Origin of the sequence: Alsobacter soli (assembly GCF_003004785.1) — a bacterium.
In the GTDB taxonomy this organism is placed as follows: Bacteria; Pseudomonadota; Alphaproteobacteria; order Rhizobiales; family Beijerinckiaceae; genus Alsobacter; species Alsobacter soli.
Window position 1 is genome coordinate 22,675 of the sequence record NZ_PVZS01000011.1, and the last position, 23,440, is coordinate 46,114.

24 protein-coding genes are annotated in these 23,440 nt (G+C 68.7%); 14 read left to right on the forward strand and 10 right to left on the reverse strand.

Annotated elements, in window-relative coordinates; all coding sequences use genetic code 11:
* The first annotated feature begins 52 nt into the window (after positions 1-52).
* Complete coding sequence (locus SLNSH_RS11580) at positions 53-733, forward strand: glycosyltransferase (protein WP_210202506.1); 681 nt, start codon at positions 53-55, stop codon at positions 731-733.
* On the opposite strand, the gene SLNSH_RS11585 is transcribed toward SLNSH_RS11580, so the two are convergent.
* The 6 genes from SLNSH_RS11585 to SLNSH_RS11610 form a co-directional block, all read right to left on the reverse strand.
* Positions 682-2,481 carry an ABC transporter ATP-binding protein gene (locus SLNSH_RS11585; RefSeq protein ID WP_196240242.1) on the reverse strand — a complete coding sequence of 600 codons (1,800 nt, stop codon included), beginning with the start codon at positions 2,479-2,481 and terminating at the stop codon, positions 682-684. The genes SLNSH_RS11580 and SLNSH_RS11585 overlap by 52 nt on opposite strands.
* A gap of 120 nt (positions 2,482-2,601) precedes the next feature.
* Positions 2,602-3,234 (reverse strand): 2OG-Fe(II) oxygenase, encoded by a 633-nt coding sequence (locus tag SLNSH_RS11590; RefSeq protein WP_106337161.1) that lies wholly within the window; start codon positions 3,232-3,234, stop codon positions 2,602-2,604.
* A gap of 101 nt (positions 3,235-3,335) precedes the next feature.
* Positions 3,336-3,617, reverse strand: coding sequence for a hypothetical protein (locus tag SLNSH_RS11595; RefSeq protein WP_106337162.1), 282 nt, complete (start codon positions 3,615-3,617; stop codon positions 3,336-3,338).
* 54 nt (positions 3,618-3,671) lie between these two features.
* Positions 3,672-4,130 (reverse strand): host attachment protein, encoded by a 459-nt coding sequence (locus SLNSH_RS11600; protein ID WP_106337163.1) that lies wholly within the window; start codon positions 4,128-4,130, stop codon positions 3,672-3,674.
* Positions 4,131-4,241: 111 nt separating this feature from the next.
* Entirely contained in the window at positions 4,242-5,921 is a 1,680-nt protein-coding gene (locus SLNSH_RS11605) for an acyl-CoA dehydrogenase family protein (protein WP_106337164.1), read from the reverse strand.
* A gap of 99 nt (positions 5,922-6,020) precedes the next feature.
* Entirely contained in the window at positions 6,021-6,902 is an 882-nt protein-coding gene (locus tag SLNSH_RS11610) for a DMT family transporter (RefSeq protein ID WP_106337165.1), read from the reverse strand.
* A gap of 138 nt (positions 6,903-7,040) precedes the next feature.
* Here SLNSH_RS11610 and SLNSH_RS11615 point away from each other — a divergent pair, with 138 nt between their 5' ends.
* Complete coding sequence (locus SLNSH_RS11615; protein ID WP_106337166.1) at positions 7,041-7,934, forward strand: YihY/virulence factor BrkB family protein; 894 nt, start codon at positions 7,041-7,043, stop codon at positions 7,932-7,934.
* A 265-nt stretch (positions 7,935-8,199) separates the two neighbouring features.
* Here the strand turns inward: SLNSH_RS11615 and ccrA are convergent, their stop codons facing one another.
* Complete coding sequence (gene ccrA, locus SLNSH_RS11620; RefSeq protein ID WP_106337167.1) at positions 8,200-9,483, reverse strand: crotonyl-CoA carboxylase/reductase; 1,284 nt, start codon at positions 9,481-9,483, stop codon at positions 8,200-8,202.
* Between the two features lie 159 nt (positions 9,484-9,642).
* On the opposite strand from ccrA, the gene SLNSH_RS11625 reads away from it, so the two are divergent.
* Together SLNSH_RS11625 and SLNSH_RS11630 are read left to right on the forward strand one after the other, a co-directional pair.
* Positions 9,643-9,948: a hypothetical protein gene (locus SLNSH_RS11625; protein ID WP_146140247.1), complete on the forward strand. Its 306-nt coding sequence runs from the start codon at positions 9,643-9,645 to the stop codon at positions 9,946-9,948.
* A gap of 99 nt (positions 9,949-10,047) precedes the next feature.
* Positions 10,048-12,072 carry a protein meaA gene (locus SLNSH_RS11630; protein ID WP_106337169.1) on the forward strand — a complete coding sequence of 675 codons (2,025 nt, stop codon included), beginning with the start codon at positions 10,048-10,050 and terminating at the stop codon, positions 12,070-12,072.
* A 24-nt stretch (positions 12,073-12,096) separates the two neighbouring features.
* Here the strand turns inward: SLNSH_RS11630 and SLNSH_RS11635 are convergent, their stop codons facing one another.
* Positions 12,097-12,984: an HpcH/HpaI aldolase/citrate lyase family protein gene (locus tag SLNSH_RS11635; protein ID WP_106337298.1), complete on the reverse strand. Its 888-nt coding sequence runs from the start codon at positions 12,982-12,984 to the stop codon at positions 12,097-12,099.
* Between the two features lie 116 nt (positions 12,985-13,100).
* On the opposite strand from SLNSH_RS11635, the gene SLNSH_RS11640 reads away from it, so the two are divergent.
* Positions 13,101-13,811: a DUF429 domain-containing protein gene (locus SLNSH_RS11640; RefSeq protein WP_245422274.1), complete on the forward strand. Its 711-nt coding sequence runs from the start codon at positions 13,101-13,103 to the stop codon at positions 13,809-13,811.
* Between the two features lie 102 nt (positions 13,812-13,913).
* On the opposite strand, the gene SLNSH_RS11645 is transcribed toward SLNSH_RS11640, so the two are convergent.
* A complete protein-coding gene (locus tag SLNSH_RS11645; RefSeq protein WP_106337171.1) occupies positions 13,914-14,972 on the reverse strand; it encodes an aspartate-semialdehyde dehydrogenase in 1,059 nt (352 codons plus the stop codon).
* 415 nt (positions 14,973-15,387) lie between these two features.
* Between SLNSH_RS11645 and SLNSH_RS11650 the strand changes: the two genes are divergently transcribed.
* The 3 genes from SLNSH_RS11650 (at position 15,388) to SLNSH_RS11660 (ending at position 17,911) form a co-directional block, all read left to right on the forward strand.
* Entirely contained in the window at positions 15,388-16,263 is an 876-nt protein-coding gene (locus tag SLNSH_RS11650; protein ID WP_106337172.1) for a hypothetical protein, read from the forward strand.
* Between the two features lie 78 nt (positions 16,264-16,341).
* A complete protein-coding gene (locus SLNSH_RS11655) occupies positions 16,342-16,644 on the forward strand; it encodes a hypothetical protein (protein WP_106337173.1) in 303 nt (100 codons plus the stop codon).
* Between the two features lie 76 nt (positions 16,645-16,720).
* The gene (locus tag SLNSH_RS11660; protein WP_106337299.1) at positions 16,721-17,911 is read left to right on the forward strand and encodes a lytic murein transglycosylase; all 1,191 of its coding nucleotides are present in this window, start codon (positions 16,721-16,723) and stop codon (positions 17,909-17,911) included.
* A gap of 5 nt (positions 17,912-17,916) precedes the next feature.
* On the opposite strand, the gene SLNSH_RS11665 is transcribed toward SLNSH_RS11660, so the two are convergent.
* Positions 17,917-18,414, reverse strand: coding sequence for a DsrE family protein (locus SLNSH_RS11665; RefSeq protein ID WP_106337174.1), 498 nt, complete (start codon positions 18,412-18,414; stop codon positions 17,917-17,919).
* Between the two features lie 159 nt (positions 18,415-18,573).
* On the opposite strand from SLNSH_RS11665, the gene leuB reads away from it, so the two are divergent.
* The 6 genes from leuB (at position 18,574) to SLNSH_RS11695 (ending at position 23,269) form a co-directional block, all read left to right on the forward strand.
* Positions 18,574-19,686, forward strand: a complete 1,113-nt coding sequence (leuB, locus tag SLNSH_RS11670) for a 3-isopropylmalate dehydrogenase (RefSeq protein ID WP_106337175.1) — start codon at positions 18,574-18,576, stop codon at positions 19,684-19,686.
* Positions 19,687-19,807: 121 nt separating this feature from the next.
* Positions 19,808-20,161 (forward strand): ribbon-helix-helix domain-containing protein, encoded by a 354-nt coding sequence (locus tag SLNSH_RS11675; protein ID WP_106337176.1) that lies wholly within the window; start codon positions 19,808-19,810, stop codon positions 20,159-20,161.
* 99 nt (positions 20,162-20,260) lie between these two features.
* Complete coding sequence (locus SLNSH_RS11680; protein ID WP_245422277.1) at positions 20,261-20,689, forward strand: c-type cytochrome; 429 nt, start codon at positions 20,261-20,263, stop codon at positions 20,687-20,689.
* Positions 20,690-20,696: 7 nt separating this feature from the next.
* Entirely contained in the window at positions 20,697-21,092 is a 396-nt protein-coding gene (locus SLNSH_RS11685; protein ID WP_106337177.1) for a VOC family protein, read from the forward strand.
* A gap of 51 nt (positions 21,093-21,143) precedes the next feature.
* Positions 21,144-21,686: a gluconate 2-dehydrogenase subunit 3 family protein gene (locus SLNSH_RS11690; protein WP_106337301.1), complete on the forward strand. Its 543-nt coding sequence runs from the start codon at positions 21,144-21,146 to the stop codon at positions 21,684-21,686.
* 14 nt (positions 21,687-21,700) lie between these two features.
* Positions 21,701-23,269 (forward strand): GMC family oxidoreductase, encoded by a 1,569-nt coding sequence (locus SLNSH_RS11695; protein ID WP_106337178.1) that lies wholly within the window; start codon positions 21,701-21,703, stop codon positions 23,267-23,269.
* The last annotated feature ends 171 nt before the right edge of the window (positions 23,270-23,440 follow it).

The following is a 23,440-nucleotide window of genomic DNA, read 5'->3' on the forward strand; positions in this document are numbered from 1 at the left end:
GCTCGTTTGCGCGACCCCCCTGTCCCCGAAGGCCTTTCTTCAGGAGAGCCTCTTGGGCCGGTGTCTGACGTCCACTTTCAGGGACGTGTCGCTGACGCTGCATCTTTTCCCGCACAACACGGAGCCTCTCGCCCGCTGCTACAACAGCGTGATCTTCCAGGCCGGGGGCGGTCCCGACGACACCCTCGTCTTCCTCCACGACGACCTGTGCATCCTCGACCTGTTCTGGACCGAGACGCTGGACGCCGGCCTGAGGCGGTTCGACCTCGTGGGCCTTGCGGGAAACACGCGCCGGCTTCCCCGCCAGCCGGCCTGGGCCTTCGTCGACACCTCCTGGGCCTGGGATGAGGATCACCTCAGCGGGGCGGTCGCCCACGGAGCGCAATTGCCGCTCAGGTTGAAGCGCTACGGCGCTCCCCTTCAGGAGTGCAAGCTCCTGGACGGCGTCCTGCTGGCCGCCCGCCGGTCCGTGTTCCTCGACCACGGCCTCCGCTTCGATGAGCGGTTCGCGTTCCACTTCTACGACATGGACCTGTGCCGGGAGTTCGAGGCGAAGGGGCTTCGGATGGGAACCGTGCCCCTGAGCGCCGCCCATGGCAGCGCCGGCCGCTTCGGCGCTCCTGAATGGCGCGCGGCCTATCGCGCCTACCTGGAGAAATGGGGAGAGCCGATGGCCGACGCTCAGGCCTGGGCCAGCCCGAACTCCGCGATTTCGCCCGTGTCGCCGGCCTGAAGCCGATGCAGGCGCGCGTAGATGCCGCCTCGGGCGATCAGTTGCTCATGAGTGCCGCTTTCGGCCACGCGCCCGCGGTCGAGCACCACGATCAGGTCGGCCGACCGGATGGTGGACAGACGGTGAGCGATCACCAGGGACGTGCGCCCTCGCGTCAGCACCGCGATGGCGTCCTGGACGGCGCGCTCCGACTCGGCGTCCAGCGCGCTCGTCGCCTCGTCGAGCACCAGGATGGGCGCGTTCTTGAGAAGCGCCCGCGCCAGGGCCACGCGCTGCCGTTCGCCCCCCGAAAGCCGCGAGCCCCGGTCGCCCACCGCGGTGGCGTAGCCCTCGGGCAGCCGCATGATGAAGTCATGGGCCGCGGCGGCCCGCGCCGCCGCCTCGATCTCGTCCTGGCTGGCGCCGGGGCGGCCGAACGCGATATTTGCGCGCACGGTGTCATCGAACAGCACCGCTTCCTGGGTGACCACCGCGACCTTCGAGCGCAGGCTGGCCAGGGACACGTCGCGCACGTCCATCCCGTCGATCTTCACTGCGCCGGCCGTGGCCTCGAACAGCCGCGGCACGAGCGACACTAGGGTCGATTTTCCTGAGCCCGAGCGCCCCACCAGCGCGGTCATCTTGCCCGCCGGGACGACCAGGTCGATGTCGTGCAGTGCAATCTCCTCGCCGGCGTACCGGAAGGAGACGCCCTCGAAGGCGATCTCGCCGCCCCTGACGCTCAGTTCGCCCGCGCCGGGGCGGTCCACGATGGTGGGGCGCTCGTCCATCAGGGCGAAAACCCGCGACAGGGACGCCATGGCCTCCTGCAGGATCGCGTTCAGGTTGCCGAAGGTGCGCATGGACTGCGCCGCCAGCAGCAGGGCGGTGATGAATCCGGTGAAGTCGCCGATCGTGGTCTGGCCCTTGATGATGCGCCAGCCGATGAACACGAGCACGCCGGCCACCGCGAAGCCGCCGCCGATCTCCAGGATCGGATCGAGGCGCGAGCGCTGGTTGGCGGACTTCATCTTCAGCCGGCGGATCTGCTCGAAAAACGCCCCGGCGCGCTCCTTGAGGTAGCCTTCCAGCCCGTACGTCTTGGCGGTCCGGATGCTCGAGAGGCTCTCCGACACCATGCTGGCCATCAGGGCCGTCTGCTCCTGGGTGGACAGGGCCGTGCGGCGCAGCTTCTTGCCGATCCGCCCGATGGCGGGCGCCAGGATCGGCAGCACCACCAGGGCGATCAGGGTGACCTGCCAGTCGATCCAGAACATTACGCCGATCACCGCGATGGCGGTGGCGACGTCGCGCAGGAACACGGTCGAGAGCCGCGTCAGCGCCTCGCGGATGAAGGCGAAGTCGGTGGTGAAGCGCTGGGTGAGCGCCGCCGGCGCCTCGCGGCCGAGCTGGGCCACGTCAGAATCGATCAGGCTGGCGTAGAGCGCCGTCTGCATGTCCGCTTCGATGCGGGTCACCACCCGGTTGGTCAGGATCGACTGGGCCAGCATGGCGAAGCCCTTCACGGCCGTCACCAGGATCACCACGAAGGGCACCATCTGGACGAAGCGCTTGTTCTGCTGGTCGAACGCGTCGAAGGCGTGCTTGATGACCACCGGATAGAGGCTGCTCGCCCCCGCCAGGATGATCACCGACATGAGGATCAGGGCCAGCGTACGCCAGTGCGGGCGCATCCAGTCGCGCCACAGCCGGCGCATGTAGGGGAGCGTGTCGTGGCTGACGATGGAGCGTGCCGGCTTCGGAGCCATCAGGACCTTGGTCGAATGATCAAACGAAAACCGCCGCATCCCGTGCGGCGGTCACGCGGGGCGGCGCCCCTGCTTTAATGCATTTCGCGACGGAGCGCGAACGCGCCGTCAGGCGCGACCTCAGCGGCCGAAGATGCCCTTGAACAGCTTGGCCATGCTGTTGCGCTTCTTCTTGCGCTCCAGCTCCTCGGCGTCCTTCACCCACGCCACCTGCACCACCCGGCGCTCGCCCGCGAAGGGCGGGTGCCCGTGCCACGAGTTGTCGGCGCGCAGGAAGGCGAACATGGTCCCCATGGTGGGCGGCACCTCGAGCACCATGTCGTCGAAGCTGTCCGGCCCGCGCAGCACGCGAAGGCGACCGGCGCCGCCGTCGTCCCAGGCGTCGTTCATGTAGACCAGCAGGGTCATCACCTTGCTGGGCCCATCCGTGTGGATCCGGCCGTCCTTGGCCTGGGAGATCTTCCGGATCGTGGTCAGGCGCGGATAGGGGCTGAGATCGATGCCGAACTTCTCGGACAGCAGCGCGGTGAGCTCCGGCCCCTCCAGCTCGTCGATGAGCTGCTTGAAGGCGCCCTTCACCTCGACGTCATCCACCGTCAGGAAGCCCGGCTTGGTGATGTTCGGGAATTCCTCGCGCAGCTGCGCGACCTTGCCGTGGTTCAGAACGTCCGACGCGAGGAAGAAACTGTACGGCTCGCGAGAAACGGGCGCGGCCCGAACCGCGTCCTTGTTGATGATGGCCGCATCCGCCATGGCGATCCCCCAATGGGCGTTGGTTCACCGGCAGGTTGTACCTGTTACTACTTATGCGTGCAAATTTCGCTGTGCCAATCTGGGGCGCCATCCCCCGTTTTTCATGGCGCGCGGCACCGGATCCAGAGCGCATGCGGATGCTGGTCGGGGTGCTCGAGCACGTCCGTGCAGCGCCGCCCGTCGATCACGCGCTCGCTCTCCTGGCCCACCTTGCGCGGCGTCACGGCCCCGGTCACCTCCGCCGGATCCTTGCGGATCGGCGGCGGCACGGGAGCGGTCGTGGCGGCCGGAGGCGTCGCCGCCTGCTGGGCCCGCTCTTCGCTCATGGCCCCCACCGGGACCAGAAGGGCCGCCATGACGGCGGCGCCGGCAAGTATCCGCATTCCGTGCTCCTTTCCGCCGACAACGCAGCGCAGGCGCGACGGTTCGCCTGAAGGCTAGGCCGCCTTGCCGGCGAGCAGCTGCGTGATCTGGGTCACCGGATGCTTGGTGAGGTCCTTGTCCACCTCGGCGATGACGCATTGGGCCAGCGCCGGCGAGAGCCCGGCCCGGATATCGGCGAGCGTACGCGGCGGGGCGACGACGATCAGCTTCTGCAGCGCGCCCTCGGCCTTCAGCCGCTCCAGCGCCGCCACCACCTCGCGCGCGAAGGCGTGTTCGGCGAGGTCGTGCCAGTCGGTGGACTCGTAGGAGGAGCGCCCGCCCTGGCCATGGCTGGAGAACGTCCGCCCGGGTTCGTCGACGCCCTGCGCCACGGTCGGGGGGTTCTCGTGCTTCAGCACGTTGACGGTGGCCAGCTTCACCTGGTCGGGCGTGCCCTCGTTGCGCAGGAACAGGGCCTTGCGGCCGTCGCCGACGAGCAGCCACGCCTGATGGGGGATGTAGAGGGGAGTCATGGGGCGCTCCTTGTGTCTCGCCGCGCACGCGATCCCGCATGCGAGCGATCTGTGCGACCCCAGCCTGCCCTCTTCACAACCTCCGGTCGTTGATGCGTGTCAGCTTGAGCTTCAGTTGCCGCCGTCGAGCAGCCGCCGCGCGATGACCTGGGCCTGGATCTCGGCCGCGCCCTCGAAGATGTTGAGGATGCGGGCGTCGCACAGCACGCGCGAGATCTCGTATTCCAGCGCGAAGCCGTTGCCGCCGTGGATCTGCAGGGCGTTGTCCGCCGCAGCCCACGCCACGCGGGCTCCCAGCAGCTTGGCCATGCCGGCCTCGAGGTCGCATCGCTTGCCGGCGTCCTTGGCGCGGCCGGCGAAATAGGTCAGCTGCCGGGCGATGTTCACCTCGACGGCCATCATCGCCAGCTTGTCCGCCACGCGGGGGAACGCGATCAGCGGCTTCCCGAACTGGATGCGCTCCTCCGCGTAGCGCAGCCCGATGTCGAGCGCGGACTGGGCGACGCCCACGGCGCGCGCCGCGGTCTGGATGCGGGCCGACTCGAAGGTCTGCATCAGCTGCTTGAAGCCCTGGCCCTCGGCCCCGCCCAGCAGGTTCGCGGCCGGGACCTCGAAGCCGTCGAAGGCCAATTCGTACTCCTTCATGCCGCGGTAGCCGAGCACCTCGATCTCGCCGCCGGTCATGCCCTTCGCGGGGAACGGATCCTCGTCCGTGCCGCGCGGCTTCTCGCCGAGCAGGATGGACAGGCCCTTGTAGCCGGGCTCGTCCGGGTTGGTGCGCACCAGCATGGTCATCACGTCGGCGCGCACCGGATGCGTGATCCAGGTCTTGTTGCCCGTGACCTTGTACACGTCGCCCTCGCGCACGGCCCGGGTCTTGAGCGACGCCAGGTCGGACCCCGTGTTCGGCTCGGTGAACACGGCCGTGGGCAACACCTCGCCGGAGGCGATGAGCGGCAGCCACTTGGCCTTCTGCTCCTCCGTGCCGCCGCCGATGATCAGCTCGGCCGCAATTTCGGATCGCGTCCCCAGCGAGCCCACCCCGATATAGGCGCGCGACAGCTCCTCCGAGACGACGCACATGGAGACCTTGGACAGGCCGAGGCCGCCATATTCCTCGGGCAACGTGAGGCCGAACACGCCGAGTTCCGCCAGCTTGGCGATGACGTCCATCGGGATGTAGTCGTTCTTCAGGTGCCACTGGTGGGCGCAGGGCAGCACCTCGCTCTCGGCGAACTTGCGCATCTCGGCCCGGATGGCCTCGAGCGTCTCGTCCAGGCCGGCGTCGCCCATGGTGGGCGCGCCCTGCGCCTCGCGGATGCGCTGCACCAGCCTGGCCCGATGCGGGGCCGTGTTGCCTTCGGCGATCAGCGTCTCCACCGCCCCCGTGCGCCAGGCCGCGATCTGCGCCGCCGAGAGGCCGAGCGCCGGCAATCGCACGATCTCGCCCTGGCTCATCGGGATTCCGCCGAAGGCCTGGGCGCAATATTCGCCGACGCCGATGGCGACGAGCAGCTCCTCCGTCTCGCCGTAGCGCCCCTCGGCCTGAAGCAGCCGGCCATAGGCCGCAAGCTCGCGGATGGCCTCCCCGTAGGTGGCGAGCCATGCCAGGCCGTGCGCGGCGTGCTGCTCCTGCTCCATCAGCGCGTTGGACACGCGCCCGTCCTGGGTGACCCGGGCCCGGACCGCGGCCACGGCCTCGCCCGTGAGGGCGCCGATGGCCGACCCGGCCTCTTCGGCGAGCGCGAGCCAGTCACGGTCGGCGGTGGAGGTCGCGGCGGCAAGGGTCATCGGGGGCTCCTGTCGTCTCGAAGAGCGGCTGATTTCGCAACGCAACATGGCCCGGCCCGAAAGGCCCGGCAATGCCCCTTTCGAAGGGCGACGAAACGCTCAGCCCTTGCGGGTCGCCAGCGCCACTCCGGCGCTGGTGACCGCCATCCCGAGGACCTGCAGGCCGGTCAGCTGCTCGCCGAACAGCCAGTACGCCTCCAGCGCAACCGTGGGCGGCACAAGGTAGATCAGCGCCGCGGCCCGGGAGACGGCGCCATTGCGGATCAGCATCAGCAGCAGCCCGATGGCGCCAAGCGAGAGGGCGACCACCGACCACGCCATGGTGAGCGCGACCGTGAGATTCCATTCCACCCGCATGGGCTCGAGCAGCACGGCCGCCGGCGCCGTGACAATCAGCGCGCCCAGGTACTGCAGCGCAGTGATCGTCCTCAGGTCGCCCGCAGCGACGAACCGCTTCTGGTAGAAGGACCCGAAGGTCACGCCCAGCATGCCGAACAGGTTGACCGCGATTGGCCCCGCAACGGCCGATAGCTCGCCCGGCGCCACGCCCGCGAGCTTGGGCTCCAGCACCAGCGCGATTCCGGCGAAGCCGAGCAGGATGCCGAGCCATTGCCGGCCCGAGATGCGTTCGCCCACGAGCGTGGGCGCCAGGAAAGCCGTCAGGATCGGCTGCACGGCGGCGATCAGGCCGGAGACGCCCGTCGGCAGTCCATGCGCAATGGCCCACCACACGCCGCCCAGGTAGATCCCGTGCAGCATCACGCCGGACGCCATGGCGTGGCCGCTGTCCCGCCATGTGCCCGGCCACCGCGCCCGTGACGCCAACGCGATGGCCGTGACCAGCGCCCCGGCGAGAGCGAAGCGGATGGCCAGGAAGGTCAGCGGATCGGCATAGGGCGCGCCATACCGGGCCGAAACCCAGCCGGTGGACCAGATCAGCACGAAGATGATGGGCGCGGCGCGCAGAAGCGTGGGGGACACTGGAGGCTCCGGCGCGGAGAGTGGGGGGAAGGCCGGGAACGCGTGATATCAAAGGGCGTTGTTGCGGTCGAGGTTCAGCCGGCCCATATCCGGAATGGGGTTCGCCGCAGGCGCCGAGCAGGAGATGGTTTTCGCCCCATGCGGCAACTGCCTCGCATCATCTACGACGCCTATTGGCGCTTCGTCGCGGACGACGGATGGGCGATCGCCTCCCATATCGCCCTGTCCGGGCTCATGTCGCTGTTCCCGTTCCTGATCTTCGTGACGTCGCTGGCCGGCTTCTTCGGCTCCAAGCAACTCGCCAGCGAGGTCGTCCAGCTGCTTCTCGAGGCGTGGCCGTCCCGCGTGGCGGATCCCATCGCCAACGAGATCCACAACGTGCTGAACAACGCCCGCGGCGACATCCTCACTGTGGGCGTGTTCCTCGCGGTCTACTTCTCTTCCAACGGGGTCGAGAGCCTGCGCATCGGCCTCAACCGGGCCTATGGGCTGAAGGAGCACCGCCCCTGGTGGCTGCTGCGGCTCGAGTCCATCGGGTATGTGCTCGTAGGCGCGGCGGCCCTGCTGGCCCTCGCTTTCCTGGTCGTGCTTTTTCCGGTGATGTGGCAGACGGCGGTGCTCTATGTCCCGCAGCTGCAGCCCTATTCCGGCGTCGTCACGGTGGCCCGGTTCGGCGTCGCCACCCTCGTGATCGTCACCGCCCTGCTCTTGCTGCACCTATGGCTGCCCTGCGGCCGCCGCCGCTTCCGCGAAATCGTGCCGGGCGTGGCCCTGACCGTCGCGCTGTCGCTGGCCTGCGGCCACGCCTTCGGCGTTTACCTCGCGAAGGCCGCCCAGAATTACGTGTCCACCTATGCGGGCCTGGCGTCCGTAATGGTGGCGCTGGTTTTCCTCTACACCATCGCGTCCATCTTCGTGTACGGCGGCGAGTTCAACGCCGAGCTCGCCCGCGCCCGCCAGCGCTGGGCCGCCCAGGAGCGACGCCTCAGCCTCATCGAGCGCGGCCGGGTGTTCCTCCGGCGCCGGGCTTAACGACCCCGAAAAGGACCCGAGGGACTCAGCCGTCATTGCGAGCCGAAGCCGAAGCAATCCAGGAGATTGGGCGCACTTCCCTCGCCGATTGAGGTCATCCCCCGGCTTGTCCCGGGGATCCACGCGGGTGGCCAGGCGGGGAAGGCCGGGACGAGCCCGGCCATGACGAAATTTCACTCCGTACGAGGGCCGAAAGCGAAGCGACGACTGGGCGCCGTCGCCGGCTGCTTGGTCCTTGCGCTCCTCGCAAGGACACACCATCGCCTTAGCCCGGCTGGTTCTCCAGCACTTCCTCGAAGGTGCGCAGGCCGGCGCGCTGGGCGTTCACCAGCACGGCCATGTTGCCGGGCGCGTGCTGGTTCTTCCACATCTTGGTGTGCGCCACCGGGATCTTCTCCCAGGGGAACACCTCGCTCATGCAGGGGTCGATGCGCCGGTCCAGCACGAACTGGTTGGCCGCCGCCGCCTGCTTGAGGTGGGCGAAGTGCGAGCCCTGGATGCGCTTCTGCCGCATCCACACGAAGCGCGCGTCGAAGGTGAGGTTGAAGCCCGTGGTGCCGGCGCAGAACACCACCATGCCGCCGCGCTTCACCACGAAGGTCGAGACCGGGAAGGTCTGCTCGCCCGGGTGCTCGAAGACGATGTCGACGTCCTTCTTGCCCGTGATGTCCCAGATCGCCTTCCCGAACTTCCGGGCCTCGCCCATGAAGGCGTGGAACTCCGGCGAGTTCACCTTCGGCAGCTGCCCCCAGCAGTTGAAGTCCTTGCGGTTGATGACGCCCTTGGCGCCGAGCCCCAGCACGTAGTCGCGCTTCGACTCGTCCGAGATGATGCCGATCGCGTTCGCGCCGGAGGCGGCTGCGAGCTGCACGCCGAACACGCCGAGGCCGCCGGACGCGCCCCAGATCAGCACGTTGTCGCCCGGCCGCACGGTGTGCGGCGCGTGGCCGAACAGCATGCGGTAGGCGGTGGCGAGGGTGAGCGTGTAGCAGGCGCTCTCCTCCCAGGAGAGGTGCCGCGGCCGCTGCATCAGTTGGCGGGACTGCACCCGGCAGAACTGGGCGAAGGAGCCGTCCGGCGTCTCGTAGCCCCAGATGCGCTGTGACGGCGAGAACATCGGGTCGCCGCCATTGCATTCCTCGTCGTCGCCGTCGTCCTGGTTGCAGTGGACGATGACCTCGTCGCCCACCTTCCAGCGCTTCACCTTGCGCCCCACGGCCCACACGATGCCGGACGCGTCGGATCCCGCCACGTGCACCGGCTGCTTGTGCCCGTCGAAAGGGGAGATCGGCTGGCCGAGCGCCGCCCAGACGCCGTTGTAGTTCACGCCCGCCGCCATCACGAGGACGAGCACCTCGTCGTCGCCAATGGTCCAGGTCGGGATGGCCTCGAGCTGCATGGCCTCCTCAGGGGGGCCGTGGCGCTCCTTGCGGATGGCCCAGGCCCACATCTTGGCGGGCACGTGGCCGAGCGGCGGGATCTCGCCGATGTCGTAGAGATCCTTGAGCACGCCGCGGCTCGTGTCGGCGGAAGCGGTCGTCGGCTGCATGGTCACGGCGGATCCTCCCAGGGGACAGGGCCGGGATGATATCGCCGATGCTGCAGTGCGCCATAGTGCGAACGGTTAATGGAGGAACGGACGAGTTTAACGTTCCGTTCGGAGCGGTGTGGCATGCTCGGGGATCTTCGCATCTCTCGGGCGCCGCCCATGCTTCGCACTCTAGGCTTCGTCAACGTGCCGGCTGAAGTCGCCGCCTGGTTCGTTTTCTTTGTCGCGCTCGGCAGCCTGCTGGCGGCTTGGGTCGTCGACAACATCATGGACGACCTCGGTTTCGGTGTGATCGGCAACGCCGTCCTGCTGTTCCTGGGCGCCCTCGGGGGCCTTTGGGCCTGGAACCTGTACGAGGGCACGGTCCGCGCGACCGACCCCGTGACGCTCACCCTGATTTGCGTGGGATCGGGGTTCTTCGCCGTGTTCGCCATGGCGATCCTGCGCCGCATGGCCCACGGCTAGCGCCCGCCTCCGACCTTTATCCGGGTGGCGGGCCCGCGAGCCTTGCCGCATCTTGCCGCGATGCAGCATGATGGCGAGAGCCAACCGGAGACCGCTCGCATGACCCTCGACCGCGGCCGCCCCGAACGCGACAAGCCCTGGATTTTCCGCACCTATGCGGGCCACTCCACGGCGGCGGAGTCCAACAAGCTCTATCGCGGCAACCTGGCCAAGGGGCAGACAGGCCTGTCGGTGGCTTTCGACCTCCCCACCCAGACGGGCTACGACCCCGACCACGTGCTGGCGCGCGGCGAGGTGGGCAAGGTGGGCGTGTCCATCGCGCATCTGGGCGACATGCGGACCCTGTTCGACCAGATTCCCGTCGCCGAGATGAACACCTCGATGACGATCAACGCCACGGCCGCGTGGCTGCTGTCGCTCTATATCGCCGTCGCGGACGAGCAGGGCGCGCCCCGCAAGGCCCTGCAGGGGACCACCCAGAACGACATCATCAAGGAATACCTGTCGCGCGGCACCTACGTGTTCCCGCCCGCTCCCTCCATGCGCATGGTGAAGGATGTCGTCCTGTTCACCACGGCCCAGATGCCGAAGTGGAATCCCACGAACGTTTGCAGCTACCACCTGCAGGAGGCCGGGGCGACCCCCACCCAGGAGCTCGCCTACGCGCTGGCGACGGCGGTCGCGGTGCTCGACACCGTGAAGGCGGCGGGAGTGGACGAGAAGACCTTCTCGGAGGTCGTCGGCCGCATCTCCTTCTTCGTCAACGCCGGCATGCGCTTCGTCACGGAGCTGTGCAAGATGCGGGCGTTCGCCGAGCTCTGGGACGAGATCGCCCGCGAGCGCTACGGAGTCGCCGACGAGCGCCAGCGCCGCTTCCGCTACGGCGTCCAGGTGAATTCGCTGGGTCTCACCGAACAGCAGCCCGAAAACAACGTCTACCGCATCCTCATCGAGATGCTGGCCGTGGTGCTGTCCAGGAACGCCCGGGCCCGCGCCGTGCAGTTGCCCGCCTGGAACGAGGCGCTGGGCCTGCCCCGCCCCTGGGACCAGCAGTGGTCGCTGCGCATGCAGCAGGTCATGGCCTACGAGACCGACCTGCTGGAATACGGCGACATCTTCGACGGCTCGGCCGAGATCACCCGCAAGGTGGAGGAGCTGAAGCAGTCGGCCCGCGAGGAACTCGCCGCCATCGACCATATGGGCGGCGCCATCGCGGCCGTGGAGAGCGGCTACCTGAAGCGCATGCTGGTGGAATCCAACGCCCGCCGCATCGCCGGCATCGAGGCCGGCGACCAGGTGGTGGTGGGCGTGAACCGCTGGCGCGAGACGGAGCCCTCCCCGCTCACCGCCGGCGAAGGCGCGGTCCTCACCGTGCCGGAGCAGGTGGAGATCGAGGCGATCGCCCGCATCCGCTCCTGGCGCGACAGCCGCGACCGAAAGGCCGCCGAAGCCGCGCTGGAGGATCTGCGCGCCGCCGCCCGGGAGGGCCGGAACGTCATGGAGCCCTCGATCGCCTGCGCCAAGGCCGGCGTCACCACCGGCGAATGGGGCGAGGCGCTGCGCGAGATCTTCGGCCAGTACCGCGCCCCGACGGGCGTCACGCCCGAGACCCGCACGGCGGAGACCGAGCGGGAGGTGAAGCTGATGGTCGCCGACCTCGCCGCCCAGCTCGGCGAGACGCCGCGCCTCGTGGTCGGCAAGCCCGGCCTGGACGGCCACTCCAATGGCGCGGAGCAGGTCGCCCTGCGCGGCCGGGACGTCGGGTTCGAAGTGACCTACGAGGGCATTCGCCAGACCCCGGCCGAGATCGTCGCCAAGGCCCAGGAGACGGGCGCGCACGTCATCGGGCTCTCGATCCTCTCGGGCTCGCACGTCCCGCTGGTGCGCGACGTCATGGCGCGGCTGCGCGCCCAAGGGTTGGGCCACATCCCCGTCGTGGTTGGCGGCATCGTGCCGCCCGAGGACGAGCTGGTGCTGAAGAACATCGGGGTGACCGCCGTCTACACCCCGAAAAACTACGTCATCGACGACATCATGAAGGATATCGTCCGCATCGTCGCGAAGGCGCCCAGGACCGCTCCCGAGGACGACGCCCCGGCGCCGCGCAGGGCCGGGCGGCGCTGAGCCGCCCATGCCCGGCGGCCGCGCTCAGCCTCGCGCCGCGATCGCATCCGCGATGGCGACCACGCGCCGGCCCATCTCGGCGTGGAGGCGCTCCACCATCTTGCCCTCGAGCTGCAGCGCGCCCTTGTCGCTGTTCTCCGGCAGGTCGAAGGCCGCGATGATGGTGCGAGACCACTCCACCTCGGCGGCGGTCGGGGCGAACACGGCGTTGGCCGTGGCGAGCTGGCTGGGGTGGATCAGCGTCTTTCCGTCGAAGCCCAGGTCCCGCCCCTGCTCGCATTCGGCCCGGAAGCCGGCCTCGTCCGAGATGCTGTTGAATACGCCGTCCAGGATGTCGAGCCCGTAGGCCCGGGCCGCCGTGACGCTGGTCGAGAGCCAGTGCACGAAGGGCAGGCGGTCGGCCGTGAAGCGCGCCCGCGTCTCCTTCGCGAGGTCGTTGGTGCCCATGACGAAGCACGCCAGCCGGTTAGCCGGATCGGCGGCCGCCGAAGCGATGGCCCCAATGTTGAGGATGGCGAGCGGCGTCTCCACCATGGCCCAGAGCCGCGTGCGCGCCGGCGCGCCGGCCGCCGCCAACAGGGAGGCCACCCGCACGATCTGGGCCGGCGACGACACCTTAGGAACCAGGATCGCGTCCGGCCCGGCGGCCGCAAGAGCCCGCAGGTCCGCCTCGCCCCAGGGCGTGTCGAGCCCGTTGATGCGGCCCACCACCTCGCGGGAACCGAAGCCGTCCGCCCGGATGGCGGCCGCGACCTGCTCGCGGGCCGTCGCCTTGGCGTCCGGCGCGACTGCATCCTCCAGGTCCAGAATCACGCCGTCCGTATCGAGCGTCTTCGCCTTCTCCAATGCCCGGGCGTTGGAGCCCGGCATGTAGAGGACGCTGCGGCGCGGGCGGAGAGCGGTCTGCGGCATGGCTTCACCTGGGTTCGGGGCCGGCTGTCGGCCGATGTCGCGGCGCAGCATAGACGGGGGGTCCGGGCCGCGCCATCGTGACAAAGGTGGATTCGGGGGCAGGCATGGGGCGTTGGATGGCGGGCGTCGACGGCTGCAGGGCCGGCTGGATCGTGGCGGCTCAGGGGCCGGGACAGGCGCCCCAGATCGCCGTTCACGCCGACTTCGGTGACGTGGTGGCAGCCTTGCCACCGGACTCGGTCTTGGCCGTGGACATGCCCATCGGCTTGCCGGAGCGCATCGGCCCGGGCGGGCGCGGACCCGAGGCGCTGCTTCGGCCGTTGCTGGGCGAGCGGCAGTCCTCCGTCTTCTCCGTGCCGTCCCGCGCCGCCGTGAGCGCCCCAGACTACAGCGTGGCTTGCGCGGCCGCGCTCGCCACCTCGGAGCCGCCCCGCAAGGTCTCGAAGCAGTGCTTCTTCCTGTTTCCCAAGATCCTGGAGATCGACGCCCTGCTCCGGGCCGACCCGGCGCTAAGCGGCCGGATCTTCGAAAGCCATCCCGAGGGGGCTTTCATGCGCCTCAACGGGGGCGCCCTGAGCGAGCCCAAGAAGGTGAAGTCGCAGCCTCACGGGCCGGGGCTCGACCAGCGCCGCGCGCTGCTGGAACGGGCTGGCCTGCAGCCCGATCTCGTGTGGGGAACGCCTCCGCGCGGGGCCGGGCCCGACGACCTCCTGGACGCCTGCGCCTGCCTGGTCACCGCGATGCGCATCGCCCGCGGCGAAGCGACGAGCCTGCCCAACCCGCCGGGCCGGGACGCCTTCGGCATCCCGGTCGCGATCTGGATCTAAGCAGCCCCCGAGTCGTCCTTGCGAGGAGCGAAGCGACGAAGCAATCCAGGAGGACCAAGCCGTCCTGGATTGCCTCGCTGCGCTCGCAATGACGGAGACGCCTCAGGCGGCCTTCGGCGTCAGCAGCTTCCGGTTGATAATGGCCTCGGCGATCTGCACCGCGTTCAGGGCCGCGCCCTTGCGCAGGTTGTCCGAGACGCACCAGAAGGCGAGGCCGTTCTCAACCGTGGAGTCCTCGCGGATGCGCGAGATGTAGGTGGCGTCCTCGCCGGCGGCCTCGTGCGGGGTGATGTAGCCGCCGTCCTCGCGCTTGTCGATCACCAGCACGCCGGGCGCCGAGCGCAGGATGTCGCGCGCCTCGTCGGCCGTGATCGGATTGGCGAACTCCACGTTGACGGCTTCCGAGTGGGAGATGAACACCGGCACGCGCACGCAGGTGGCGGTCAGCTTGATCTTGGGGTCGAGGATCTTCTTGGTCTCGACCGTCATCTTCCACTCTTCCTTCGTGAACCCGTCTTCCATGAACACGTCGATGTGCGGGATCAGGTTGAAGGCGATGCGCTTGGTGAACTTCTTGGTCACGACCTCCTGGAGGGAGTAGAGCGCCTTGGTCTGGCGGTCGAGCTCGTCCATGCCCTCCTTGCCGGCGCCGGAGACCGACTGGTAGGTCGACACCACCACGCGGGTGATGGTGGCCTTGTCGTGCAGGGGCTTGAGGGCCACCACGAGCTGCGCGGTGGAGCAGTTCGGGTTGGCTATGATGTTCAGCTTGTCGCGGCGCGCCATGTACTCGGGCAGGACGTGCGCGTTCACCTCCGGCACCACCAGCGGAACGCGGTCGTCGTAGCGCCAGCAGGACGAGTTATCGATCACCAGGCAGCCCTGGGCGCCGATGCGGGGCGACCACTCCTTGGACACGCCCGAGCCCGCCGACATCAGGCAGATGTCGGTGTTAGCGAAGTCGTGGTGCTCCAGGTTCTGCACCTTCAGCACGCGGTCGCCGAACGAGACCTCCGTGCCGACGCTGCGCGACGAAGCGAGGGCGATCACCTCGGAGACCGGGAACGCCCGCTCGTCCAGGATGGACAGCATCTCGCGGCCCACATTGCCGGTGGCGCCCACGACCGCCACGCGAAAACCTTCGGCGCTCTTCGAAACCATGGTGTTGATCCTGTCTGTTTTGGATCTCCCCCGGAGTGCGGCCGCAGATCCTGCGGCTCCTCTTCCCCCGCCGGGGGAGTCTCCGGAGCGAGGAATACGTCAGCGCGCCGCGCCGCCTTTGGCGGTCGGCGTTTTCGTCGTCGTTTTGGACAGGACGAAGCGCATGGCGAGACGCAGTTCCGGAGACGCAGTTCGGGTCGAACGCGCCCATAGGGCGCAGCAGAAACACAAGCGCGGGCGCAAAGTCAATTGGTCCTTTCGCAAGAACGTTGTGGGCCGCGCCCTCCGTTAACGCTGTCGCTCAACCCGGCGTTGACTCTCTCCCGTGAAAGCCCCCGTGCGGTAACCGACGACTCAATGAATCCCGGAAAATTCGACGCAACCGCCGCGAATGGCGGCCTGGAAAGGGTGCGTCATGTCCCAGGCCACGATGGATTTCGATCGCCGCCCCGAACGGACGGCGCTTCGGCCGGATTCCTACGCCGGCACGCTGCGCCGGGCGGCCTGGGACCTCGTGGCCGCGATTGGACCGGGGCGGGTTCTGACCCTGGCCACCGTGGCGGCCCTGCTCGGAGCCGTGATCGCCGGGGAGCCCCATTGGCCGCGGCTCGCCCCGCCGGAACCCGAAAGCACGGCCGCGCTGCCCAGGCCTGAGGCGCTGACGTGGGCGCCGGTCGCGCGCCCCCTTGCCATGTTCGCCATCGACACCCCCCTCTTTCCCCGCGAGCCGCGGCTTTTGGAGGCGCGTCGCCACGCCGGCGGCGGCGGACGCGAGGAGATCCAGACATTCGGGGCGCCGGAAACAGGGCAGGGCTTCGCGCGCCTCGTCGCCTATCGCCCAGGTTCCGAGGCCGGCCCGGCCGGGTCGCTGTTCCTGGAGACAGCCCGGCGCGCCGCCGACGCCGGTTTCGCCGTGAACCGCAGCGCCGTGCCCGTCGAGATGGGCACCAAGTTCGGCGCCGCCGAAACGGCCGATGTGGTGCTCAGCCGCGGAGCCAATCGCCACGCGTGCATCGCCTGGCGGATCCTGGCCGACGATGCGGGCCTGCGCCTCTCGGGGTGGATGTGCGGCGTCGAAGGCCGGCCCGCCGACCGCCTTACGCTCGCCTGTGCGCTCGACCGGCTCGACCTGATCGCCGCGGCAGACGACAAAGCGGTACGCGCCTACTTCGCAAGAGCCGAGCGCAACCGGCTCCCTCAGTGTACAATGCGTGGAGCGCCCGGCGCGCGCCGGGCCGGCTGGCTCGACCTGGAGGCCGGGCCGGAATTGCGGCTTCGCTCACATTCGTGATGCGAAGCCGGGACCCGATCCCCCGTTGCGGCGTTGTCGCAAGAGCGCTGAACCATCAAGCCGTTAGGTGAGGATCCCATGTTTCGCCACGCCGTCATCCTGGGCCTGGTCGCCGCCACGGGCGCCTTGGCCGTCACCGCCGCCGAAGCCCAGACCCGCCGCCGCACCAACGAGATCACGGTCACCGGCCGCTCGTACCTGAACGCCGGCACCATGGTGAAGCCGGGCACGGGCTATCAACTGAACTACGTCTATATCGGCCAGGGCCTCTCGACCCCGGTCTATTCCAACATCAACAGCCGGTTCGGCGGCGAGACGCTGCCAAGCCGCTGGGACCTGCCGAACTGCTGCGGCGTCACCGTGGGCTTCGGACGCTACTGAGAACTGAGCGATCGCGGGCGCGACCAAGCGGCGCGCGGGATTCCGATCCCGCGCGCGCTCCGCTAGCATGCCGCGCATGTCGCGCCGAATCGCCCTCCCTCTGTCCGCCGGCCTGCTCTTTGCGGGCGTCGCTCCCGTATCCGCCCAAGCCGAGTTCCAGGCCTGCCTGAGCGGCCTGCGCTCCACCATCACCGCCCAGGGCGTTTCCGCCTCCACCTTCGACCAAGCCACGCGCGGGCTGCAGCCCGACATGAAGGTGATCGACTCCCTCAACGACCAGCCCGAGTTCAAGACGCCGATCTGGGACTATCTGTCGGCGCTCGTGGACGACGAGCGCATCGCCGACGGGCGCGCCATGCTCCGCCAATGGAGTCAGGCCCTCTCCGTCGCGGAGAGCCGTTACGGCGTCGACCGCCACGTCATCGTGGCCGTCTGGGGCGTGGAGTCGGACTTCGGCCGCGCCATCGGCAAGCGCCCGCTCGTGCAGTCCCTCGCGACCCTCTCCTGCTACGGCCGCCGCCAGGGCTATTTTCGAGGCGAACTCGCCGCCACCATGAAGATCCTGGACCGCGGCGACGTGGCGGCTGATCACCTGACCGGCTCCTGGGCCGGCGCCTTCGGCCACACCCAGTTCATGCCATCGACCTTCCTGCGGCTCGCCGTCGATCTCGACGGCGACGGCCGGCGCGACGTGGTGGATTCGATCCCCGACGCGCTGGGCTCCACCGCCAACTTCCTCCACAAGGCCGGCTGGACCCAGGGCATGACCTGGGGCTTTGAGGTCAAGCTTCCGCCCGGCTTCAACACAGCCCTGGCGGGCCGGACGAAGAAGCGGCCGATGGCGGCCTGGGAGCATCTCGGTGTGCGCCGCGCCGACGGCCGCGCCATGCCGGGCGGCTCCGCGGGCCTGATCCTGCCGGCTGGCCCGAACGGCCCCGCCTTCCTGGTGACCCGGAACTTCGACGCCATCTACGGCTACAACGCCGCCGAGAGCTATGCGCTCGCCATCGCGCACCTGTCGGATCGCCTCAAGGGCGCCGGTCCCTTCGTGACGCCCTGGCCCACGAACGACCGCGGCCTCTCCCGCGCCGAGCGGCGGGAGCTGCAGGCGCTGCTCACCCGCAAGGGCTACGACGTCGGCCAGCCTGACGGCGCGATCGGGAACAAGACCCGCGAAGCCATCGCCGACTTCCAGGTCCGCAACGGGATGCAAAGGAACGGCCGCGCCTCCGGCTCCGTTCTGGACGCCCTTCGGGCGGGCCGTTAAGCCGGTCAGAGCTTCACGAGCAAGTAGCCCATCTGCTGCAGGGCCACGACCTCGGCCACGCCGGCCGGCACGATATCGTTCGGCTGGGCATTGTAGAGCTCGCTGAGCGGGTAGTGCTTGCCCACCATGGTGTTCCGGCAGATCACGAAACGCACGCCCGATCCGCGCAGACGGTCCACCATGTCCCGGATCTTGGCGTTGCTGGTGGCGTCATGGAGCAGGCTCGCGCCGTCGCCCTGCAGCACGGCGACCATCTCGAGCTTGTCCCGACCCACCGCATTGACGTGGTTGAGCATGGAGTGCAGCCGGGCGGCGTGGTCGCGGCCGAACCAGCCCCCGCCCTGGGTGACGTGGTAGACCACTTTCTGGCTGGCGTAGGGCTCGTGCTGCGCCTCCGGCACGTCGAAGGGCTCTCCGCCTCCCAGCCTCACGTCCGCCACGGCTGACGCGATGGCGAGCGCCCCGGCGGCGGCGGCGCACTGGATCAGGGTCTTGCGGTTCATAGGGCGCTGTCTCCCGGGTGAGCGTCCGGAGAGACTAACCCCAGGAGTCTTGACATTTGATATTCACCCCGACTGAGCCGGTCTCTGCTTTCGCTTGCCAAGCCTGACCGCCGCTCCTAAACAGCCCAGCGACTTTTCACCCTTGCAGCGGGGCGCACCATGAGCAGCCACAATCTCCTCCTTCTGCCGGGCGACGGCATCGGCCCCGAGGTCATGGCCGAGGTCCAGAAGCTCCTGAAGTGGCTGAGCTCCCAGGGCGTCGCGAAGTTCGAGACCGAGACCGACCTCGTCGGCGGCGCGGCCTACGACGCCCACAAGGTGTCCATCACCGACGCCGCCATGGACCGCGCCATGAAGGCCGACGCGGTGCTGTTTGGCGCCGTCGGCGGGCCGAAGTGGGACAACGTCCCCTACGAGGCGCGCCCGGAGGCGGGCCTGCTGCGCCTGCGCAAGGACCTCGCGCTCTTCGCCAACCTGCGCCCGGCGATCTGCTATCCCGCCCTGGCGGACGCCTCGTCCCTGAAGCGCGAGCTGGTCGAGGGCCTCGACATCGTCATCGTGCGCGAGCTGACCGGCGGCGTCTATTTCGGCGAGCCCAAGGAGATCGTGACCCTTGAGAACGGCGAGAAGCGCGCCGTGGACACCCAGGTCTACACGACCCACGAGATCGAGCGCATCGCCCGCGTCGCCTTCGAGCTCGCCCGCAAGCGCCGCAACAAGGTGACGTCGTCCGAGAAGCGCAACGTCATGAAGTCCGGCGTGCTGTGGAACCAGGTGGTCACCGCCGTCCACAAGGCCGAGTACCCGGACGTGCAGCTCGAGCACAACCTGGCCGACTCGCTCGCCATGCAGCTGGTGCGCCAGCCCAAGCAGTATGACGTCATCGTCACCGACAACCTGTTCGGCGACATCCTGTCCGACATCGCCGCCATGCTGACCGGCTCGCTCGGCATGCTGCCCTCCGCCTCCCTGGGCGCCGAGGATCCCGCCACCGGCAAGCGCAAGGCGCTCTACGAGCCCGTTCACGGCTCCGCCCCGGACATCGCCGGCAAGGGCATGGCCAACCCCATCGCCATGATCGGCTCCATGGCCATGTCGCTGCGATACTCCTTCGGCCTGCTCGAGGCCGCCGACATGGTCGAAAAGGCCATCGCCAACGTGCTCGACTCCGGGCTGCGCACCGGCGACATCGCCGCCAAGGGCCAGAACACCGTCTCCACAGGCGAGATGGGCGACGCCATCCTCACGGAGATGCAGCGCATCGCCGGCTGAGCACGACCAAAGCCGACCTGCGAAACCTCTGCGACTGCGCTGTCCATAGACAAAGGTCAACGCAGCGGGTTTCATCACCCTGAGCAGCCGCTGCAGCGCGGCGCTCGGGGGAGAAGCGCCCATGTGCCGGATGTTCGCCAGCCTGCCGGAAGAACACTACGCGTACCAGACCCGCTCGGTCCGCCTCGGCGGGCACGCCACGTCGATCCGCCTGGAGGCGGCCTTCTGGAACATCCTGGAGGAGATCGCGGCGCGCCAGGAGGTCAGCTTGGGCAAGTTCCTGACCAAGCTCCACGACGAGGTGCTCGCGTTCCGGGGCGAGCCCCACAACTTCACCTCGCTGCTGCGCTGCGCCTGCCTCACCTATGTGGCTGACGTGCGCGGCGAAGCCGGCGCCGAGGCCGAACTGCGCCGCCAGGCGGCGCGCGATTTCATGGACCCGTTCACCGGCCCCGCCGCCGTCGCCGCCGAATAGTGGCGACGTAGTATCACGCTACTACCCGCGGGACGAAACAGGGCCATAGCCTTCTCCCATTGCCGCCCGCCCCCGGAGCGGCCAGAGGGGAGAACGCCTTTGCCCAGACAGGCCCCGGCCGCCCGGCGCGGCCCGACCTGCCACATCGTCTTGGCTTCCGCGCTGATCCTGTTTGCGGCGCCGCTCGCCCGCAGCCCTGCCGTCGCGCAGGAGGCCGACCTGGAAGCGGCCAAGAAGCAATTCCTGACCAGCTGCGGCGTGTGCCACACCGTCGAGCCCGGCGCGCCACCGCGCCAGGGCCCGAACCTTCACGGCGTCTACGGACGCAAGGCCGCGAGCCTGCCCGAGTTCACGTATTCCGACGCGCTCAAGGGCGTCGACTGGACCTGGGACGACGCCACCCTCGACCCCTGGATTGAGAACGCGCAGTCCGTGCGTCCCGGAACCGTGATGAACTACCGTCAGGCGGACCCCGCCAAGCGCAAGCTCATCATCGCCTACCTGAAGAGCCTTTCGGCGAAACCCTGAGGAGACCATGGCCAAGGCCCTCCATTCCATGATCCGCGTCCTCGACGAGGCGCGATCCGTCTCGTTCTACCGCACGGCCTTCGGCCTCGAGGTCGCCGACCGCTTCCCCTTCGACGGCTTCACGCTGGTGTACCTGCGCAGCCCCGAGGCCGACTTCGAGCTGGAGCTCACGATCAACCACGATCGCAAGGAGCCCTACGCGCTGGGCGATGGCTACGGCCACATCGCCTTCGCGGTGGACGACCTCGACGCCGAGCACGCTCGCTTCACCCGCGAGGGGCTCTCGCCCAACCCGGTCAAGGAGTTCTTCCGCGACGACGCCCTGCTGGCCCGCTTCTTCTTCGTCCAGGACCCGGACGGCTACAAGATCGAGGTCCTCCAGAAGCACGGCCGCTACCGCTGACCTGAACCGAACGCGACCGGGACAACCCGGCGATCCATGGAGGAAACGATCATGCAAGAGCAGCACACGCGCGACCCCGGCGCGCCGGCGGATCCCGGCCGGCGCGCTTTCCTGGCCTCCGGCGCCGCCATTGCGGTCACCGGCTCGGCCCTGATCCATGCCGGCGAGGCCTGGGGCATGGAGGTGAAGAACCTCAAGCCCGAGACCATGCAGACGCTGATCCGCATGGCCCGCGACATCTACCCGCACGATCGCCTGTCGGACCGCTACTACGCCGTCGCCGTGAAGGGCTACGACGAGAAGGCCGGGTCTGATCCCGCCACCAAGAAGATGATCGAGGACGGCGTCGCCGCCCTGAACGCCGCCGCCAAGAAAAAATACGGCGTTCCCTATGCCCAGGTCGGCTGGGAAGCCCAGCGAGTCGCGCTGCTCAAGGAGCAGCAGAAGACGAAGTTCTTCCAGACCGTCCGGAGCAACCTCGTTGTGGGTCTTTACAACCAGAAAGAGGTCTGGCCGCTCTTCGGCTACGAGGGCGAGAGCGCCAGCAAGGGCTGCTACATCAACCGGGGCTTCAACGACATCGCGTGGCTCTGAGGGAGGGCGGAGACATGGCCAAGTTCGACCTGAACGATGACAGCGTGGTCGTGGTCGTCGGCTCCGGCGCCGGCGGCGGAACGCTTGCGACCGAGCTCGCCCTGAAGGGCGTCAAGGTGGTGTGCCTGGAAGCCGGCAAGCGCCACGAGATCGAGGATTTCGTCAACGACGAGTGGGCCTCCTTCGCCCAGCTCGCCTGGGCGGATATGCGCACCACCTCCGGGTCTTGGCGCGTGTCCAGGGACTTCCCCAACCTCCCGGCCTGGATCGTCAAGGCGGTGGGCGGCTCCACGGTTCATTGGGCCGGGGCCTCTCTGCGGTTCCAGGAGCACGAGTTCAAGACGCGCACCGTCTATGGCGATGTGAAGGGCGCCAACCTGCTCGACTGGCCGATCACGCTCGCGGAGCTCGAGCCCTGGTACGCCAAAGCGGAGGATCGCATGGGCGTCACCCGCACGAACGGCATCGCGGGCCTGCCCGGCAACAACAACTTCAAGGTGCTGGAGGCCGGCGCGACCAAGGTCGGCTGCAAGGAGGTCCACACCGGCCGGATGGCCATCAACTCGGCCCCGCGCGACGGCCGCGGCTCCTGCCAGCAGATCGGCTTCTGCTTCCAGGGCTGCAAGTCCGGCGCGAAGTGGTCGACGCTGTACGCCGAGATCCCGAAAGGCGAGGCCACCGGCAAGCTCGAGGTCCGGCCCGAGAGCTACGTGGTGCGCATCGAGCATGACGCGACCGGCAAGGTCACTGGCGTCGTGTACCACGACGCCAGCGGCCAGATGCAGCGCCAGAAGGCCCGCATCGTGGCCGTGGCCGGCAACTCCATCGAGAGCCCGCGCCTCCTGCTGAACTCCGAAAGCAGCAAGTATCCGGACGGCCTGGCCAACTCTTCAGGTCAAGTCGGCCGCAATTACATGCGGCACATGACCGGATCGGTCTACGGCGTCTTCGAAAAGCCCGTTCGCATGTGGCGCGGCACCACCATGGCGGGCATCGTCCGCGACGAGGCGGGGCACGATCCCAAGCGCGGCTTCGTGGGCGGCTACGAGCTGGAGACGTTGTCGCTGGGGCTGCCCTTCATGGCCGCCTTCCTGGACCCCGGCTCGTGGGGCCGCGAGTTCACCACGGCGCTCGACAGTTACGAGAACATGGCGGGGATGTGGATCGTCGGCGAGGACATGCCACAGGGGAAGAACCGCATCACCTTGGACAAGAACGCCAAGGACAAGTACGGGCTTCCGGTGGCGAACGTGTATTTCGACGACCACCCCAACGACGCGGCGATGCGCAGCCACGCCTACGCCAAGGGCACGGCCATCTATGACGCGGTGGGCGCGACCCGCACGTTCCCGACGACGCCTTACCCCTCCACGCACAATCTCGGCACGAACCGCATGTCCGAGAAGCCGCGCGACGGGGTCGTGAACAAATACGGCCAGGCCCACGACGTGAAGAACCTCTTCGTGTCCGACGGCTCGCAGTTCACCACCGGGGGCGCCGAGAACCCGACCCTCACCATCGTGGCCCTCGCGCTCCGGCAGGCCGACTACATCGCCGACCAGATGTCCAAAAACATCGTGTGAGGCGTCGTCCTCCGCCCTGAGCCGCGAGGGCGGGCAGTCGGCTCCCTGTCCGTCCTTGCGAGGAGCGAAGCGACGAAGCAATCCAGGAGCCCTCGGCACAGTTCTTTCAGCCGCAGCACAAACAAAAAGGGCGCTCCCGAAGGAGCGCCCTTTTCATGCCGGCCGGTTTCC

What these genes read in the sequence shown, in the direction of transcription:
- SLNSH_RS11635 (WP_106337298.1), bottom strand. Translation starts at nt 12,984, where the DNA reads ATGCCGCAGACCGCTCTCCGCCCGCGCCGCAGCGTCCTCTACATGCCG.
- SLNSH_RS11595 (WP_106337162.1), bottom strand. Translation starts at nt 3,617, where the DNA reads ATGCGGATACTTGCCGGCGCCGCCGTCATGGCGGCCCTTCTGGTCCCG.
- SLNSH_RS11685 (WP_106337177.1), top strand. Translation starts at nt 20,697, where the DNA reads ATGGCCAAGGCCCTCCATTCCATGATCCGCGTCCTCGACGAGGCGCGA.
- SLNSH_RS11640 (WP_245422274.1), top strand. Translation starts at nt 13,101, where the DNA reads ATGGCGGGCGTCGACGGCTGCAGGGCCGGCTGGATCGTGGCGGCTCAG.
- SLNSH_RS11625 (WP_146140247.1), top strand. Translation starts at nt 9,643, where the DNA reads ATGCTTCGCACTCTAGGCTTCGTCAACGTGCCGGCTGAAGTCGCCGCC.
- SLNSH_RS11615 (WP_106337166.1), top strand. Translation starts at nt 7,041, where the DNA reads ATGCGGCAACTGCCTCGCATCATCTACGACGCCTATTGGCGCTTCGTC.
- SLNSH_RS11645 (WP_106337171.1), bottom strand. Translation starts at nt 14,972, where the DNA reads ATGGTTTCGAAGAGCGCCGAAGGTTTTCGCGTGGCGGTCGTGGGCGCC.
- SLNSH_RS11600 (WP_106337163.1), bottom strand. Translation starts at nt 4,130, where the DNA reads ATGACTCCCCTCTACATCCCCCATCAGGCGTGGCTGCTCGTCGGCGAC.
- SLNSH_RS11695 (WP_106337178.1), top strand. Translation starts at nt 21,701, where the DNA reads ATGGCCAAGTTCGACCTGAACGATGACAGCGTGGTCGTGGTCGTCGGC.
- SLNSH_RS11630 (WP_106337169.1), top strand. Translation starts at nt 10,048, where the DNA reads ATGACCCTCGACCGCGGCCGCCCCGAACGCGACAAGCCCTGGATTTTC.
- ccrA (WP_106337167.1), bottom strand. Translation starts at nt 9,483, where the DNA reads ATGCAGCCGACGACCGCTTCCGCCGACACGAGCCGCGGCGTGCTCAAG.
- SLNSH_RS11655 (WP_106337173.1), top strand. Translation starts at nt 16,342, where the DNA reads ATGTTTCGCCACGCCGTCATCCTGGGCCTGGTCGCCGCCACGGGCGCC.
- SLNSH_RS11660 (WP_106337299.1), top strand. Translation starts at nt 16,721, where the DNA reads ATGTCGCGCCGAATCGCCCTCCCTCTGTCCGCCGGCCTGCTCTTTGCG.
- SLNSH_RS11650 (WP_106337172.1), top strand. Translation starts at nt 15,388, where the DNA reads ATGTCCCAGGCCACGATGGATTTCGATCGCCGCCCCGAACGGACGGCG.
- SLNSH_RS11675 (WP_106337176.1), top strand. Translation starts at nt 19,808, where the DNA reads ATGTGCCGGATGTTCGCCAGCCTGCCGGAAGAACACTACGCGTACCAG.
- SLNSH_RS11585 (WP_196240242.1), bottom strand. Translation starts at nt 2,481, where the DNA reads ATGGCTCCGAAGCCGGCACGCTCCATCGTCAGCCACGACACGCTCCCC.
- SLNSH_RS11690 (WP_106337301.1), top strand. Translation starts at nt 21,144, where the DNA reads ATGCAAGAGCAGCACACGCGCGACCCCGGCGCGCCGGCGGATCCCGGC.
- SLNSH_RS11590 (WP_106337161.1), bottom strand. Translation starts at nt 3,234, where the DNA reads ATGGCGGATGCGGCCATCATCAACAAGGACGCGGTTCGGGCCGCGCCC.
- leuB (WP_106337175.1), top strand. Translation starts at nt 18,574, where the DNA reads ATGAGCAGCCACAATCTCCTCCTTCTGCCGGGCGACGGCATCGGCCCC.
- SLNSH_RS11605 (WP_106337164.1), bottom strand. Translation starts at nt 5,921, where the DNA reads ATGACCCTTGCCGCCGCGACCTCCACCGCCGACCGTGACTGGCTCGCG.
- SLNSH_RS11665 (WP_106337174.1), bottom strand. Translation starts at nt 18,414, where the DNA reads ATGAACCGCAAGACCCTGATCCAGTGCGCCGCCGCCGCCGGGGCGCTC.